This window comes from Neisseria sp. P0018.S001, from assembly GCF_051957355.1.
In the GTDB taxonomy this organism is placed as follows: Bacteria; Pseudomonadota; Gammaproteobacteria; order Burkholderiales; family Neisseriaceae; genus Neisseria; species Neisseria subflava_A.
Map to the genome: position 1 here is coordinate 288,982 of NZ_JBQCWN010000001.1, position 16,063 is coordinate 305,044.

Here is a 16,063-nt window from a genome sequence, read left to right on the forward strand (position 1 = left end):
TCTTTACCTAAAGGCCGTCTGAAACGGCGGATAAGACAAAACAGCTAAAAAATGCTATGCTTTACGCTTTGAACCTAATCTGTTTGAAGTGATGAAAAAGTATCTTATCCCGACTGCCGCCGTTGTTGTCGCCGCTGCGCTCGGCACGCCTTATTATCTTGGTGTCAAAGCGGAAGAAAGCCTGACCGAGCAACAAAAGCTGTTGCAGGAATCCGGTTTCCTGACCGTTGAGTCCCACCAATACGATCGCGGCTGGTTTAGTTCAACCGAGACGACCGTCATCCGCCTCAAGCCGACCCTACTTCAAAATACGCAAAAATACCTGCCGGACAATTTGAAAACCGTCCTGCAAGAGCCGATTACGGTCATCAACCACGTAACACACGGCCCGTTTGCCGGCGGCTTCGGCACGCGCGCCCACGTGGAAACCGAGTTCCAATACCATCCGGAAACCAAAAAAGTTTTAGACCGCTTCTTCGGCCAGCAAACGCCGTTGACCATGACCAATACGGTTTACCTTTCCGGCGACGGCAAACTCAGCCTCAATATTCCCGCCTTCGATTATGAAGAGCTTTCCGGTATCAAGCTCAACTGGAAAGGCTTTAGCGGCAATACCGATTACAGCCAAGGCTTCAAAAGCTATCGTCACGATTATCTTGCGCCGTCTTTGCAAGTCAAATTGGCCGACAAAGGTGATGTGTCTTTGGAAAACCTGCGCTTCCAATCCGAAACGGAAGACGGCCTGACCAAACTTGCTTTGGGTAAGAGCAGCATTACGTTGGATAAATTCCTGCTGCAATGGAAAGAAAATATCGATTACAACGTTAAGTTGAACGAATTGGTCAACCTTGTGACCAACCTGCAAATCGGTGCGTTTATCAATCCGACCGGCACGATTGCTCCGTCTAAAATCGAAGTCAACAAACTGCGTTTCGATACCCAGACCAGCGAAGTCGATAAATTCATCAACAGTGAAGGCCGCTTCCAATTTGAAAGCCTGACCTATGGCGAAGACAAATACGGCCCTCTGGATATCAATGTCGCTGCCGAACATTTGGATGCCGCATCACTTCTAGCATTGAAAAACAAAATTGCCGAAGTGTCCGTGAAGAAAATGAGCGAAGAAGAAATTCAGGCTTCCTTGATTCAGACGGCCAAAAACGAGGCTTCGGGCCTGTTTACCAACAATCCGGTTTTAAACGTCAAAACTTTCAAATTTACCATGCCTAATGGTGATGTCGATGTCAGCGGCAAGCTTGCCTTTAAAGGTTTGACGGCCAAAGATCTCAACAGCTTGGGCGATATGCTGAAAAAAACCGAAGCTGACTTCAACATGGGCGTACCGCAAAAATTGTTGGAACAACTCGCCGTCAACCAAGCAAGCAGCCTGTTTAGCGTCAATGCCGAAGATGAAGCCACAGGCCGTGCCAGCATCGACGATATCAACGAGACCTTGCGCCTGATGGTAGACAGCACCATCAAAAGTATGGCAAGAGAAAAATATTTGACCTTAGAAGACGATAATGTCAAAACCCATCTGACTCTGCAAAACAGCGAGTTGAAATTAAACGGAAAAGTCCTTCAAAGCGACCCGGAACCCGAGTTCGACGAATCAGACTTTCCCAATAACTAATCCTCAATCACACAAACAGCGGTTTTAGCTTCACTGAAGTTAAAACCGCAGATCAACCCACAATCAAAAAGGAAACCCATGTTCCGTACCATGCTCGGCGGCAAAATCCACCGTGCCACCGTTACCGAAGCCGACCTCAACTACGTCGGTAGCATTACTGTTGACCAAGACCTGCTGGATGCGGCAGGTATTTGCGTGAACGAAAAAGTCGCCATCGTCAACAATAACAACGGCGAACGTCTTGAAACCTACACCATCCCCGGCGAACGCGGCAGCGGCGTTGTTTGCCTCAATGGCGCGGCCGCGCGTTTGGTTCAAAAAGGCGACATCGTGATTATCATGTCTTACGTTATGTTGTCCGAACCCGAAATTGCAGCGCATGAGCCGAAAGTCGTCCTCGTCGATGAGAACAATAAAATCCGCGACGTGATTTCTTATGAGCCGCCGCACACCGTGTTGTAATATTCAAACAAAGGCCGTCTGAAACGTTTCAGACGGCCTGTTTCCCAAATTCAACTTATCTGAAAGGCTTTGCCGTGAATATCCAAATCAACAACATCACCGTCAGCAACGATGCGCCCTTTACCCTTTTCGGCGGCATCAATGTCCTTGAAGACCTCGACTCTACGCTGAAAGCCTGTGAGCAATACGTTAAAGTAACCGATAAACTCGGCATCCCTTACGTTTTCAAAGCCTCTTTCGACAAGGCAAACCGCTCTTCCATCCACTCTTTCCGCGGTGTAGGTTTGGACGAAGGCATGAAGATTTTTCAAGCGGTGAAACGCGAGTTTAACGTTCCCGTGATTACCGACGTTCACGAGCCTTACCAATGCCAACCGGTTGCCGAAGTCTGCGATGTCATCCAGCTGCCTGCCTTCTTGGCACGTCAAACCGATTTGGTGGTGGCAATGGCGAAAACCGGCAATGTCATCAACATCAAAAAGCCGCAATTCCTCAGCCCGTCTCAAATGAAAAATATTGTGGAGAAATTCCAAGAAGCAGGCAACGAGCAAATCATTTTGTGCGAACGCGGCGCAAACTTCGGCTACGACAACTTGGTGGTCGATATGCTCGGCTTTGGCGTGATGAAAAAAACGTGTAACAACCTGCCCGTTATTTTTGACGTAACCCATTCCCTGCAAACGCGCGAATCTGGCGCTGCTGCGTCAGGCGGTCGTCGCGCCCAAGTATTAGACTTGGCGCTTGCCGGTATGGCAACCCGATTGGCTGGTTTGTTCCTTGAATCTCATGCCAATCCCGACCAAGCCAAATGCGATGGTCCAAGCGCATTGCCGCTTGCCCAATTGGAAGATTTCCTGACCCGTGTTAAAGCAATCGATGAAACCGTAAAATCGTTTGCACCTATGGATATTCGCTAAGGGCAAATAAGTTAAAAGGCCGTCTGAAAGCATTTTCAGACGGCCTTTTTATTAGCGTTACTGTCCGCGTAAAAACAACGCATCCAATTCTTTTAAAGTCAGTTTGACCCAAGTCGGACGGCCGTGATTACACTGGTTGCTGCGCGGCGTATTTTCCATATCGCGCAGGAGGGCGTTCATTTCCGGCAGGGTAAGTTGGCGGCCGGCGCGGACGGAACCGTGGCAGGACATGGTGGCGAGGATGTGGTTTTCGTGTTCTTCGATGGTTTGGCTGCTGCCGACTTGGGCGAGTTCGCCTAATACATCTTTGGCCAGCGAGACGACGTCGGCTTTGCCGAGCATGGCGGGGACGGCGCGGACGGCAAGGGTATTGCCGCCCATGTCGGACAATTCCAAGCCAAAGCCTGCCAGCGTTTCCGCATGATCGGCAAGGGCGGCGCATTCTTCGTGGGACGCGGCAAAGGTTACGGGAATAAGCAGGCGCTGGCTTTGCAGGTTGCCGTTTTCCTGACGTTGGCGTTTCATTTTTTCGTAGTTGACGCGTTCGGCGGCGGCGTGCATATCGATGAGCAACAGGCTGTCTTCGGCTTGGGCAAGGATATAGATGCCTAGTAATTGGGCAATGGCAAAGCCGAGCGGCGGCAGTTCGGATTGTGATGGAAGGCCGTCTGAAAGCGGCGTATCTGTTTTTTGGGTAGGCATTTCAGACGGCATATTGCCGAAACGTGCCTGCTCGAATTGGCTCAACTCAAGGTCGATATCGTCGGTTTTTTTGTAGAGTTCGGCATAAGTATTCATGGCCGCGCGGCTTTCGCGCAGGGACAGGCTGCGTTGTTGCGGCGCGCGTGCAGCTTGGTAAGGCATGGGCGCGGTTTTGCCTGATGAAACAAAGGCATTGCGTGTGTCGGATTTGTTGTCTGTCGGGTAGCTGGATGCACCATCAAACAGATTTTCGCTGTCGTTTTCAGACGGCATTGGGGTGGAAACAACGCCGGTAATGTCATGCAACACTTCGCCTGCGTTGCTGACGCTTTCGGTCAAGTCGGCACGCGTGTCGGCAAGGGCTTTGTTGAGCGTGTGGAACACGAGTTGGTGTACTTGCTGGCTGTCGCGGAAGCGGATTTCGGTTTTGGTCGGGTGGACGTTGACGTCCACGGCTTCGGGCGGCAGGTCGAGGAAGAGGACGAAAGCAGGCGTCAGCGCGTTGTGCAATACATCGCGGTATGCCTGCTTGACGGCATGGAGCATGACTTTGTCGCGGACAAAACGATGATTGACGAAGCAGTATTGTTTGTCGGTTTTGCCTTTGGCGAAAGTCGGCTTGGCAATCGCGCCATAGAGCCTTAGCGCGCCATTGCCGCTGTCAATTTCCAATGAGGCCGTCTGAAAATCATCGCCGACAATGGCGGCAATACGTTCATGCAGGCTTTGGGCTGGAAGTTTGAACACTTGTTTGCCGTCGCGTTTGAGCGAGAAGGCGATGTGCGGATGCGCCAGCGCGAGGCGCTCGAGCATGGTGGCGCAGTGGGCGTATTCGGTGTTTTCGGATTTGAGGAACTTGCGCCGCGCGGGGGTATTGAAGAAAAGTTCGGCGGCTTCGATGGAGGTGCCGACGGGGTGGGCGGCGGCGGTTGGGTTGCTGAGTTTGCCGTCTTCTGCTTTGACTTGGGTAGCGTGCGCGCTGCCGTCTTGACGGCTGGTCAGGGTCAGGCGGCTGACGGAGGCAATACTGGCCAAGCCTTCGCCGCGAAAGCCCATGCTGGCAACGTGTTCCAAATCGTTTAAGGTTTTGATTTTGCTGGTGGCGTGGCGGTGGAGCGCGAGTTCGATGTCGTCGGGGTGGATGCCGCCGCCGTTGTCGCTGACGCGGATGAGGCGGATGCCGCCGCCGGCCAGCTCGACATCAATCGCTGTCGCGCCTGCATCGATACTGTTTTCAACAATTTCTTTCAAGGCGTTGGCAGGGCGTTCGACCACTTCGCCGGCGGCGATTTGGTTGACGAGATGGTCGGGCAGGGCGGCAATTCGGGACATCGGTTTCTTTCAAAAAAGCAACGGCGGAAGGGGAAATTACAGGTATTTGCGCATCAATTCGCATTCGACGCGGACGGTTTTGTTCAGCTGCAATACGGCAGTACCGAGCGATTCATAACGGTTGAGCCGATAGAAAGGCACGGAATTGAGCGAGGCATACAGTTTGAGAAAGCTGAGGCCTGCATTTCGTGCCATTTCTTCAGCGCGGCTGAGCAGGGCCGTACCCAAGCCGAGATTGTGGAAGAGCGGATGGACGTATAAGGCGTCCAGTTGCGCTTCTTTGAAATCGACTTGGAAGAAGCCTTGAATCAGCCCTTTGTATTCGACCACCCACAAAGCTTTGTTTTTATCAGAGATGGTTTCCAAATAGCTGTTGATGTCGAGCAGACTTTCCCATGTGTGCATAATGGTTTCATCGTAACTGCGGATGCAGGCGTATTGAACGGCGTGTAGATGGGCGTTGTGTATGTCTTGGCAGTCTTTTTCGGTTGCTGGACGGAGGATGGTCAGAAGGCTCATGGCGGATGGTCGGAAAAATTGATTTCAGACGGCCTTTGGCAATCAAAGGCCGTCTGAAAAAAGTGGGTAAGGTTACAGGCTTTGATGTAAGGTTTGTGCGGTTTGGAACGCGTTGTCCGCATCGTTGGCCAAGACGGTAAAGTGGCCCATTTTTCGGCCTTTGCGCGCGGCTTTTTTACCGTAAAGATGCAGATGTGCATTCGGGTTGCTTTGCAGCGGCAACCATTCGGGTTCGCCGCAGTCTTCCTTCCAAACGTCGCCCAAAATATTCGCCATACAGCAAGAGCTCAGCAATTTGGTGTCAGCCGGAGATAGGTTGCACATCAGGCGAACCTGTTGCTGGAATTGGTCTGCCGCGCAGGCATCGATGGTATGGTGGCCGGAATTGTGCGGACGCGGCGCGATTTCGTTGACGACCAATTCATGTGTATCGCCGACAACAAACATTTCTACCGCCAATACGCCGACGTAGTTCAATTCATCGGCCAAACGCTGCGCCATCTGCCGCGCCTGTTGCTGCACGTCGGCACTCAGTCGCGCAGGGACGATGGAGTAGGCGAGGATACCGTTTTCGTGAATGTTTTCGGCAGGGTCGAAGGTTTGCACGTTGTCATTGTTCAGACGGCATACGATAACGGAAATCTCGCCGCGTAAGTCCACCATTTTTTCCAAAACGCAATCCACGCCGCCGTGTTCGGCAAATGCGGCTTTGAGTTCATCCAATGTTTTGACGCGGATTTGGCCTTTGCCGTCGTAGCCCAAAGTGGCAGTTTTCAGGATGCCGGGCAGAAATTGTACGCTTTCTTCAGTGATGTCTTCGGCCTTGCAAACTGCTTGATACGGCGCGGTTTGCAGGCCTGCTTTGCGTATCCATGCCTTTTCCTGAATGCGGTTTTGCGCGATGGCAACGCAGTCGCCGCTGGGGGAAACATTGGTGTGTTTGGCGAGAAAACGCATCGCGTCGGCATTGACGTTTTCAAACTCGGTCGTAACCGCCACGCATTTTGCCAATTCTTCCAAAGCTGCTTCATCGTCAAACGGCGCGCACAAATGGCGGTCGGCAAATTCCGCTGCCGGCGCATTCGGATCGGGATCGAGTACGGTTACTTTGTAGCCCATGGTTTTGGCAGCAACAGTAAACATTCTGCCTAATTGTCCGCCGCCAAGAATGCCGAGCATAGCAGGAGGGAGGATGGGGGATGTGTTCATGGATAATCGCTTTATGAAGAAATTGGGTAGGGTGTTTGCAGGCCGTCTGAACATGGTTTTACGGCTTCAGACGGCCTGATGTTTTAAAGCTTGCCGATAAATTGCGGCGGAACGTTTTCAGTTAACCATACGCCGTTGTCCGCCAGATAAAATTGGTGTCCTGCCGCAAGCATGGCGACAGTGTCGATGGTTAATACAACCGGCTTGCCGTGTCGGGAACCGACGTTGACGGCTGTTGCGGCATCGGCAGACAGATGGACAAAATGGCGCGAGGCAGAATGCAGGCCTTGCTCCAAAATAGACGGAACAGAGCGCTCAGCCGTACCGTGATACAAAATCTGAGGAGGCGTTGCCACTTTGTGTTCGACCTGAACTTGTGCCGTCGAATGACCTTGCGCAGCGCGGATACGTTTACCGTCTTCGGAAATTGTAAATCGTTTTTTGTCGTTGTTTTCGACCACTTCCAACAATACTTCGTAGGTCAGCGGATTGCCCGTAAAGCCGCGCTCGGGATGGTTTACCTGCGTCAGTAGGGTATCAATATCCACCCAGCCGTCTTTATCCAAAGTAATACCGATTTGCTCGGGATGATGACGCAAGATAAAGCTGAGGAATTTGCTGATGGATTTTAGTTGTTTTTCTTTTAGTATCATAATCTTGTTGTTTAGTTATTTCAGAGCGTAGGCCGTCTGAAAACTATTTATCCAATCCTTCTTGCACCATTTGCGCTGCGCGTATTACTGCGCGGGCTTTGTTTTGGGTTTCCTGCCATTCGGAAGTTGGGTCGGAGTCGGCAACTACGCCTGCGCCGCTTTGGACGAATAGGGTATTGTTTTTAATCACGGCAGTGCGGATGGCAATGGCCAGGTCCATGTCGTTGTTGAAACTCCATACGCCGACTGCGCCGCCGTAGATGCCGCGTTTGCTCGGTTCGACTTCTTCGATGATTTCCATGGCGCGGACTTTAGGAGCGCCGGAAAGTGTGCCTGCGGGGAAGGTGGCGGCGAGGATGTCCATGTTGGTGATGCCCTCTTTCAGACGGCCTTCGACGTTGGAAACGATGTGCATTACATGAGAGTATTTTTCAATCACCATTTTGTCGGTGACTTTGACTTCGCCGGTTTTGCTGATGCGGCCGACGTCGTTGCGTCCCAAGTCAATCAACATGACGTGTTCGGCAATTTCTTTGGCATCGCTCAACAGGTCTTGTTCGTTGGCTAGGTCTTCGGCTGGTGTTTTGCCGCGCAGGCGCGTGCCGGCGATAGGGCGGACGATGACATCGTCGCGTTCGCGGCGGACGAGGATTTCGGGCGAAGAGCCGACAATATGGAAATCGCTGAAATCGTAGTAGAACATATATGGCGATGGGTTCAGCGTACGCAGGGCGCGGTAGAGGGCAAGCGGATTGTCGGTAAATTCCATGCTCATGCGTTGGCTGGGGACAACCTGCATGCAGTCGCCTGCAAAGATGTAGTCTTTGATTTTGTTGACGCAGGCTTTGAAAGGTTCTTCGCCAAATTCGCTGACTGCTTGCGTTTGCTTGCTGCCGAGCGAGAGCGGGATGGCGCAACTTTGGCGTAGCTGGGTACGGATGTCTTCAAGACGTTCGCGCGCGCGTTCGTAGCCGTTGGCTTGAGAGGGATCGGCATAAACAATCAGGTAGATTTTGCCGCTTAGGTTATCCACTACGGCAAGCTCTTGCGAGAGCATCAGGAGGATGTCGGGCGTACCGAGCGGATCGGCTTTAGCCGTATGTTTCAGGCGGTGGGCAAAATGTTCGAAATTGTAGATGGTTTCATAACCGAAGTAGCCGACCAGGCCGCCGGTAAAGCGCGGCAGGCTTGGGATTTCGGGCGTTTTGAAGCGGTTGTGGAAGGCTTCGATAAAGGGCAGGGGATTGCCGTCGTGTTGTTCGACGATTTCGCCGTTTTGATACACATCGACATGTTTGCCGCTGGTTTTGAGATAATGGCTGCAAGGCAGGCCGATGAAGGAATAGCGGCCGAAGCGTTCGCCACCGACAACGGATTCGAGCAGGTAGGTGAAAGGCTTGTTGGCTAGTTTGAGGTAGATTGAGAGCGGTGTATCCAAATCGGCAAGCAGCTCTTGAACGAGTGGAATGCGGTTGTAACCTTGTGCGGCTTGTGCTTGGTATTCTTGTTTGCTGATCATCTTGATAAGTCTTTCAGACGGCCTGTTTTAGGGTGTTAAATCGTGTGAAGAGTATAGCATTTTATTGGAATTGTTGACAGTCTGAGCGTTATGTCAGATATGGAAAACGCCGTCTGAAAAAGACGGCGCGAGGTATCAGGCAAGGGTATTGGAGATTTTGTTTTTTCGGCTCCGTTTCCACTTGAAAACATAAGCGGCAACAACGGGAATCAGGGCAATAATGGATTTGAATGTCCAGCCTGAATACCATGTGCCTTCGGGAACATCGCTTGCAAGCCAAGTGAAGTACGGCCACCAGCAGGCAACCAGGCTGCCGAGGAACAGCGGCCAAATATGACGGCTTAAGTTGCGTTGCCATAAAAGGAAACAGATGGCCGCCCAAACGAAAGTCAGTACGGTAATCAGGAGGATGGTGTAGGCATCTGAAATCAGGATGGCGGCAAAGTAGTAGCTGAGTGCGACCCATAATAGGGCAAGTACCAAAACAATAATTTCTTCCGGGCGTTTAAACATGATTTTTCTCTTTGTAAGACTGACAAGGCGACAATACTATACCCTAAACAAGGTGCGATGATAAGAGTCTTTCAGATGGCCTTGTAATCGGGTTTGCTATAATGTATGCAATCAATTTTTTGGAAAGGACAAACCATGACGGCAAACTTTCAAGAAACGCTGAAGGCTTTGGGCAAACAGGCGAAAAAGGAAGCTGCGGAGCGGGAGGCGGAAGCGAAGGCTAAAAAGCAGGTAGAGGATGTGGATTTCAGCAAGGCAGTTGGTAAGGTTACGCCGTTGAAAAATGCCGGCAACTATTATGAACAGCCCCGCGATAAATCACCTATGAAGCCGCGCCCCAAAGAAATGGCGACTTTGGAGCAGGAAGATTATTTTTATGTAGGCAGCGGCGGCTGGGAAGAACCGCCGGCTTCGTTCAGTAAAAATGGGCAGGGTAAAAATGATTTGATGCGTTTGCGAAACGGCCATTATCCCGTGGTAGCGGATGTAGATTTGCACGGCTATACGCAGGAGGAAGCGCAGCAGGTATTGAACGAATTTATTGAGTTTACGAAAAAACGCGGCGTTTGCGGCGAGATTGTCCACGGCAGCGGCTTGGGTTCTTCAGGCTATAAACCGGTTTTGAAAAATATGACGCGTCGCTGGTTGATGCAGCATCCTGATGTGTTGGCTTATGTCGAGCCTCGACAAGGCAATGATGGCGCAGTCAGGATCTTGTTGAAGCGTCAACGTCGGGACGATGATTGGAAGCAGTAAAATAAAAAAGCAGTGTCGATAAAATGACACTGCTTTTTTATGGTTGTCAGACTAAGAAGATTTCTTTTTGGAAATTGATTCGCAACCTTTTCCATTGGTCATTGCGGTTTTGAAATTATTGGCTGAATCAATATCAGTGCATTTGTAAGCATTGCCCAAACTATCCATCCAAACGGAAAGGGTATAGCCTGTTTTGGTGGGTATGGCTTTCAAACGATAGGCTCGGCTTGTACTAGCATCAATCATTTCGGCGGAGTATTTGTATTTGTCTGCCAAATCTTTATGGCCTTTATATGAGGAAATAAAGTCATCCAACTGAGTTTTAACCTCATCAGTTTTCCACTTTGGATTTTTAACCATCTGGTTTTTAAAAGCGGAATTGATGGCGACTAACTCGGCATGCGCTTGTGATTGGTAGCCGCGTTCAATGTAGCGGTTGTAAGAGGGAATGGCAATGATGCTTAGAATGGCTAAGATGGCGACGGCAATCATCATCTCAACCAGCGTAAAGCCTAGTTGTTGGGTAGAGGTGGTATTCATTTTATTATTCGCTGGCAACGTAAGACTGAAGAATGACTTGGGTATTGGCATTCTTACCCCATGCCTTGGCTGTAACACGGTAGGTAATTCGACCCTCAGTAGTTTTGCCTAAATATTCGATAATGTAGCGTGGATTGTTTGCGATGCCGCTTTTTTTATCTAAAGGATATTCCGTACCATTGGCGTCAATACACAGGTTTTTGTCGCATTTGCGCTTCCAAGCATCTACGGTTGGGCTACCCTCTTCAGTAAAATCGCCATTGGATTTTACGTTTGGTGTGGAACATAAACCTTTTTCACATTTTGCGGTAAAAGTAGTCTTTTTACCTTCAATATCAAAAATTTGATTTTCACCTTCACGCAGTGCCGCTTCTGCTAGGGTGGTTGCCAGTTTGCGGTCGGCATCATTGGTGCTGATACGCTGTTCAGTATTGTAGGACTGGGTGGCTGTGACCACGAGCAGGGCGATGACGACCATCATCATTAAGACGATAAACAAAGCATAGCCCTGCTGCCGGTCAGGTTTGATTAGAGTGATCGGTCGGCGCATACGTTTCCTCCGCGGATAGTGGCATTAATATTATAGATATCGACTTTATTGTCTTTTTCTGTTGAGGAATCAATGCTGCCGCCATTCAGTACGATTTGGATAGAAGCCGGAGATTTAGCCTCAGGTGAGATATCCAATTTATCTGCACGCACAAAGTTTTCTTCACTTGTGGCACTGGTAGATGCATTGGGCGCATCGGAACAGTTGGCATAAAAATAATGGATTTTCATAGACTCGATATCTTTAATCAGTAGCTGTGGGTTGTTCCATGAGCCATCATCAGATAATTGGAAACGGAATAAGCCGATCTCTTTGCCAAGTTTACCGACAGCGTAGGCAATTATTTCATGTTTCATGATGGCGATACTGCCGTCTTGATCAGAGTTGGTAATTTTTAAAGCCGATTTTGCCGCAGCCAAATCTTTAATTTCTGTGTGAGGTTTGGCAATACCGTAGCAGCTGCTGGCAATGGCAGTTTTTTCAGTTGAGTCTGCTTTGTCGATACCGTATTGGAACAGCAGGGCTTTGCCGGTTTGAGCAAAGCCGGTATAGCTTAATTTATTGATTTCTTTAACAGGTAACAGCTTATTAACACCGGCTGTTTTCAAGGCATATTCATCTGAGCTTTTGTCTTCTATCACTGCAGAGGCAGGAAAATTCGCCATATTGAAGCAGCCGAAATTACCTGCCATACGCGCATCGCGGACGATCATATTGGCGGCGTTGCGCAAATCTTGTTGGATACCGATACGGGCGTTAGCAGATTTGTTCAATCCGCGTGCAGTAAAGTAGGTGGAGCTGACAGCCATTAGGACGATCATGCTGAGCAGGCTGGCAACCAGAAATTCAAGGATGCTAAAACCGCGCATCGCGGTTTTATTGGGAATATGGTTGAGTAAGCGTTTATTGTTCATTGTTAGTCTCTTACGCGTGATTGGTAGGTATAGACAACGTGATGCCCCGATGTGTTGAGATTTTTTGCGCTATTTTCTTCTTCGACATCTTGCAACCATAAAACTTTCACGATGGTCGTGTCGCCTTTGCCATCGCATTTTGCGTTAAACCCATTTTCGTAAGTCGGCTCTGCACCGGAAGAATCTTTACAGATGGTCGAGAAGACTTGGGCTTCGGGAAGGGCTTTGGCTAAGTCGGCCTTAAACTGGGCAATTTGCGCCTGCGCAAGTTGCGCTTTGGTCATTTTGGCTTCAAATTTTGCAGTTTGTTTAGAGTCTGATTTGAGGTAGGCATCGTAGGATTTTTTATAACGGGTAGTTTTTTCGCCTGCAGTATCGGTTTCTTCAAAGAGCGTCGGATTAATGAGCATGCCTTCAATCAAATTTTGCGTAATTTGGGCGACTGTGGTTTGATTTTCAGACTCACGCACGTTGGATACGGTACGTAATTGAACAGCCAGAAGGGCCAGTACGCCGATAGCAAGGACAAACATGGCAATCAAAACTTCAATCAGGGTCATGCCTGATTGAAGTTTTGGAGTAAAGCTTGTTGAGCTCGTTTTCAGACGGCCTTTAAATAATCTGAGATGAGTAGGATTAGTAATGTTCATAAGATACCGTTGTTATTATTTGGAAGAGTATTCGCACATTTTGCGCTCATCGTTTTTAGCACAGATTTCGACATGCCCATTGCCATTGATTAAAAGTACGGTAGCACGGGCTTTCTTGGTTTCAGCATCGGTGGCGGATTTATCCGTCAGGCTGATTTTGATGTGGCCGTCTGAAAATTGATAATTCTTTCCATCGATTGAATGGCCAAATGTACCATTGGGAAGAAATCTCCACCAGACTTCTTTTGGAGCTGAAGCAGAGAGGGCAGAACGGTCATTGCCGATAGGGATATAGTTAAAGCTGTATTCCACTTTGTCAGTATCTCCATTAAGGATAATGGAGCGGATGGATAAATCGACAGTATCGTTTTGATAGCGTAAGTCTTCGTTTTTATCGGCGTAGGCCAACATACCATTACCGGCATATTTGGAATCGCAACCATTATTGGGCGAGCCATCGGATTTGATTTTGACCGGGCAGATGTAAACGGGAAGATTGAGACGGACGGCCTCATTTCGCGCGAAGCGCAGCAGATTGGCAATTTGCTCTGCTTGCGATGCTGCACGTCTGGAGGCAATCCATTGATTCATATTGGGAAGTGCGATGACGGCCATTACTGCTGCAATAGTAATGACGATCAGCAACTCAATTAGGGTGAAGCCTTTTTGTGTCTGATACATGAGTGATTTTTGGTAGTAATGTGTTGGGTAACTGACGTTTTCTCTTTTGCATTTGCCTGTGGCAATGCTTTTGCTTTTATTAGATTTATTTTAAACGATTTTGTAATGCGTGACTAATGAAATATGAAATTCGGTTAGTTTTTCAGACAATCTGTCTCAATCTTCCATCAACATGGATTCTGGAACATAGGCGGCATTATCAAATTTGGTAAATTGACCCATCCAAGTGAGGAATACTTTCCCGACTGGACCGTTACGGTGTTTGCCGATAATACATTCCGCCAAGCCTTTTGAGGGTGATTCTGAGTTGTAGTATTCATCACGATACATGAACATAATTAAGTCGGCATCCTGCTCGATTGCGCCGGATTCACGCAAATCGGACATCATCGGGCGTTTGTCGGTACGCTGCTCAACTGTACGGCTCAACTGCGACAGGGCAATGACGGGAACTTGCAATTCTTTAGCCAATGCTTTGAGGGAGCGGGAAATTTCACCAAGCTCGGAAGCGCGGTTGTCAGAACGGCCGGAGCCTGACATCAATTGCAGGTAGTCGATGACGATCAAGCCTAATTTGCCATTGAATTGGCGCGCAAGACGACGGGCGCGGGCACGCAGCTCGAGCGCGGTCAAGCCCGGAGTTTCATCGATATACATGGGTGCATCGGAGAGTTTAACGACCGCTTCGTTCAGACGGCCCCAGTGTTCGTCTTGCAATCTGCCGGTTTTTAAAACGCTTTGGTCCAAACGTCCGACTGAACCCAGCATACGCATAACCAGCTGCGCACCACCCATCTCCATAGAGAATACGGCGACAGGTAATTTGTTTTCTACGGCAACGTGTTCCGCAATATTGATCGAAAAGGCAGTTTTGCCCATAGACGGACGGCCTGCGACGATGATCAAATCGCCCGGTTGAAGGCCTGATGTTTTTTTGTCGAGGTCGATAAAACCTGTCGATATGCCGGTTACCTCATCAGGATTGTCGCGCGAATAAAGCATATCGATGCGCTCGACCACTTCTTTCAAAAGGTCGGGCATCTCAAGGAAGCCTTGTTTGGATTTGGCGGTACTTTCGGCGATTTGGAATACTTTGTTTTCAGCCTCGTCCAAAAGCTGGCCTGCATCGCGCCCTTGCGGATTGTATGCGCTGCGTGCAATTTCCGTGCCGACTTCGGCAAGCTGGCGCATGATGGAACGTTCGCGCACGATTTCGGCGTAGCGGCGGATATTGGCAGCAGACGGCGTGTTTTGCGCCAGCGTAATCAGATAGTTGAATCCGCCTGCCGCTTCCAATTCTTCATTCCGTTCCAAACTTTCTTGAACGGTAATAACGTCGGCAGGACGGCTTTCATTAATCAGGTTGGCAATCGCACGAAAAATCAGGCGGTGTTCGTGTCGGTAGAAATCCTCGCCGGAAACGACATCGGCAATACGGTCCCAAGCAGAATTTTCCAGCATCAGGCCGCCCAAAACGGATTGCTCCGCTTCTGTGGAATGTGGCGGCAGTGACAATGCGCTGATTTCACGGTCTTCAGACGGCATATCGGAATAATTGCTCATGACGGGCATCTCTGGCTGGAAAATTGCAATCCGCTATTATAGCGCAGTGTAAGTTCAATTGGTTTGTTTAGGCTAAAGCAGGTAAAATAGCTATGTTGTCAATATGACGACGTACACTACCAAAATATAAATATCAACAATCAGGAGCACAAAAATGGAACATAAGCTGCCACAACTGCCTTATGAACTGGACGCATTGTCCCCACATCTGACCAAAGAAACTTTGGAGTTTCACTACGGCAAACACCATCAAACTTACATCACCAATTTGAACAATCAAATCAAAGGCACTGAGTTTGAAGAAATGCCTTTGGAAGAAATCCTGAAAAAATCTTCCGGCGGTATGTTCAACAACGCTGCCCAAACTTGGAACCACACTTTCTACTGGCTGGGCTTTACCCCTAAAGGCCAAGGCAAACCTGCCGGCGAATTGGCTGCAGCCATCGACGCCAAATGGGGCAGCTTCGAGAAATTCCAAGAAGCTTTCAATGCTTGCGCGGCCAGTACTTTCGGCTCCGGCTGGGCATGGTTGGTGAAAACGCCTGCCGGTGAATTGGATCTGGTTTCTACTTCCAATGCAGGTACTCCGCTGACTACTGAAAACACTCCGCTGTTGACTTGCGACGTATGGGAACACGCCTACTATATCGACTACCGCAACAGCCGTCCTAACTACCTGAAAGGTTTCTGGGAAATCGTTAACTGGGATGAAGTTGCCAAACGCTTCGCCGCATAAAACGATATGAATGAAAAGGCCGTCTGAAAAATTTTCAGACGGCCTGAGACCTTTGCAAAATCCCCTAAAATCCCCTAAATTCCTACTAAGACATTTAGGGGATTTTCCATGAGCACCTTCTTTCAGCAAACCGCCCAAGCCATGATCGCCAAACACATCGACCGTTTTCCACTATTGAAGTTGGATCAGGTGATTGATTGGCAGCCGATCGAAC

Annotated in this window: 17 protein-coding genes and 1 pseudogene; 6 read left to right on the plus strand and 12 right to left on the minus strand. The window is 49.4% G+C overall.

All coding sequences use genetic code 11. The annotated features are described in order from the left end of the window. Positions 1 to 91 precede the first annotated feature (91 nt). The 3 genes from ACTHTJ_RS01410 (at position 92) to kdsA (ending at position 3,012) form a co-directional block, all read left to right on the plus strand. Positions 92 to 1,633 carry a YdgA family protein gene (locus tag ACTHTJ_RS01410; protein WP_070583399.1) on the plus strand — a complete coding sequence of 514 codons (1,542 nt, stop codon included), beginning with the start codon at positions 92 to 94 and terminating at the stop codon, positions 1,631 to 1,633. Between the two features lie 78 nt (positions 1,634 to 1,711). Further along, a complete protein-coding gene (panD, locus tag ACTHTJ_RS01415) occupies positions 1,712 to 2,095 on the plus strand; it encodes an aspartate 1-decarboxylase (protein ID WP_003678944.1) in 384 nt (127 codons plus the stop codon). A gap of 74 nt (positions 2,096 to 2,169) precedes the next feature. Further along, positions 2,170 to 3,012 carry a 3-deoxy-8-phosphooctulonate synthase gene (gene kdsA, locus ACTHTJ_RS01420; RefSeq protein WP_036472435.1) on the plus strand — a complete coding sequence of 281 codons (843 nt, stop codon included), beginning with the start codon at positions 2,170 to 2,172 and terminating at the stop codon, positions 3,010 to 3,012. A 57-nt stretch (positions 3,013 to 3,069) separates the two neighbouring features. Here the strand turns inward: kdsA and mutL are convergent, their stop codons facing one another. The 6 genes from mutL to ACTHTJ_RS01450 all read right to left on the minus strand — a co-directional run bounded on the left by mutL (position 3,070) and on the right by ACTHTJ_RS01450 (position 9,459). Next, entirely contained in the window at positions 3,070 to 5,046 is a 1,977-nt protein-coding gene (mutL, locus tag ACTHTJ_RS01425; protein WP_070583402.1) for a DNA mismatch repair endonuclease MutL, read from the minus strand. Between the two features lie 36 nt (positions 5,047 to 5,082). Continuing rightward, entirely contained in the window at positions 5,083 to 5,565 is a 483-nt protein-coding gene (locus ACTHTJ_RS01430) for a GNAT family N-acetyltransferase (protein WP_070583404.1), read from the minus strand. Positions 5,566 to 5,637: 72 nt separating this feature from the next. Continuing rightward, positions 5,638 to 6,774 carry a 5-(carboxyamino)imidazole ribonucleotide synthase gene (locus tag ACTHTJ_RS01435; protein ID WP_070583406.1) on the minus strand — a complete coding sequence of 379 codons (1,137 nt, stop codon included), beginning with the start codon at positions 6,772 to 6,774 and terminating at the stop codon, positions 5,638 to 5,640. Positions 6,775 to 6,857: 83 nt separating this feature from the next. Continuing rightward, on the minus strand, positions 6,858 to 7,427 hold the full coding sequence (locus ACTHTJ_RS01440; protein ID WP_070583408.1) for an RNA 2'-phosphotransferase: 570 nt from the start codon (positions 7,425 to 7,427) through the stop codon (positions 6,858 to 6,860). 43 nt (positions 7,428 to 7,470) lie between these two features. Beyond that, a complete protein-coding gene (gene trpE, locus ACTHTJ_RS01445; RefSeq protein ID WP_070583410.1) occupies positions 7,471 to 8,946 on the minus strand; it encodes an anthranilate synthase component I in 1,476 nt (491 codons plus the stop codon). Between the two features lie 135 nt (positions 8,947 to 9,081). Beyond that, positions 9,082 to 9,459 carry a hypothetical protein gene (locus tag ACTHTJ_RS01450; protein WP_036490612.1) on the minus strand — a complete coding sequence of 126 codons (378 nt, stop codon included), beginning with the start codon at positions 9,457 to 9,459 and terminating at the stop codon, positions 9,082 to 9,084. A gap of 135 nt (positions 9,460 to 9,594) precedes the next feature. Here ACTHTJ_RS01450 and ACTHTJ_RS01455 point away from each other — a divergent pair, with 135 nt between their 5' ends. Then, positions 9,595 to 10,215 (plus strand): Smr/MutS family protein, encoded by a 621-nt coding sequence (locus ACTHTJ_RS01455; RefSeq protein WP_070583413.1) that lies wholly within the window; start codon positions 9,595 to 9,597, stop codon positions 10,213 to 10,215. A gap of 51 nt (positions 10,216 to 10,266) precedes the next feature. Here ACTHTJ_RS01455 and ACTHTJ_RS01460 read toward each other — a convergent pair whose 3' ends face one another. The 6 genes from ACTHTJ_RS01460 to dnaB form a co-directional block, all read right to left on the minus strand. Beyond that, complete coding sequence (locus tag ACTHTJ_RS01460; protein ID WP_004519802.1) at positions 10,267 to 10,755, minus strand: PilX family type IV pilin; 489 nt, start codon at positions 10,753 to 10,755, stop codon at positions 10,267 to 10,269. A gap of 4 nt (positions 10,756 to 10,759) precedes the next feature. After that, the gene (locus ACTHTJ_RS01465) at positions 10,760 to 11,305 is read right to left on the minus strand and encodes a pilus assembly PilX family protein (protein WP_004519801.1); all 546 of its coding nucleotides are present in this window, start codon (positions 11,303 to 11,305) and stop codon (positions 10,760 to 10,762) included. Next, a complete protein-coding gene (locus tag ACTHTJ_RS01470; protein ID WP_004519800.1) occupies positions 11,284 to 12,219 on the minus strand; it encodes a PilW family protein in 936 nt (311 codons plus the stop codon). Before ACTHTJ_RS01470 ends, ACTHTJ_RS01465 begins: the two co-directional genes overlap by 22 nt. A gap of 2 nt (positions 12,220 to 12,221) precedes the next feature. Then, positions 12,222 to 12,869, minus strand: a complete 648-nt coding sequence (gene pilV / locus ACTHTJ_RS01475) for a type IV pilus modification protein PilV (RefSeq protein ID WP_198400584.1) — start codon at positions 12,867 to 12,869, stop codon at positions 12,222 to 12,224. Between the two features lie 15 nt (positions 12,870 to 12,884). Next, on the minus strand, positions 12,885 to 13,550 hold the full coding sequence (locus tag ACTHTJ_RS01480) for a pilus assembly FimT family protein (RefSeq protein WP_004519798.1): 666 nt from the start codon (positions 13,548 to 13,550) through the stop codon (positions 12,885 to 12,887). A gap of 156 nt (positions 13,551 to 13,706) precedes the next feature. Next, a complete protein-coding gene (gene dnaB, locus ACTHTJ_RS01485; RefSeq protein WP_440360734.1) occupies positions 13,707 to 15,113 on the minus strand; it encodes a replicative DNA helicase in 1,407 nt (468 codons plus the stop codon). A 154-nt stretch (positions 15,114 to 15,267) separates the two neighbouring features. Between dnaB and ACTHTJ_RS01490 the strand changes: the two genes are divergently transcribed. Both ACTHTJ_RS01490 and ACTHTJ_RS01495 read left to right on the plus strand, forming a co-directional pair. Continuing rightward, the gene (locus ACTHTJ_RS01490; RefSeq protein WP_070583423.1) at positions 15,268 to 15,849 is read left to right on the plus strand and encodes a superoxide dismutase; all 582 of its coding nucleotides are present in this window, start codon (positions 15,268 to 15,270) and stop codon (positions 15,847 to 15,849) included. A gap of 108 nt (positions 15,850 to 15,957) precedes the next feature. Beyond that, positions 15,958 to 16,063: pseudogene (locus ACTHTJ_RS01495) on the plus strand (IS5/IS1182 family transposase); the annotation flags it as partial.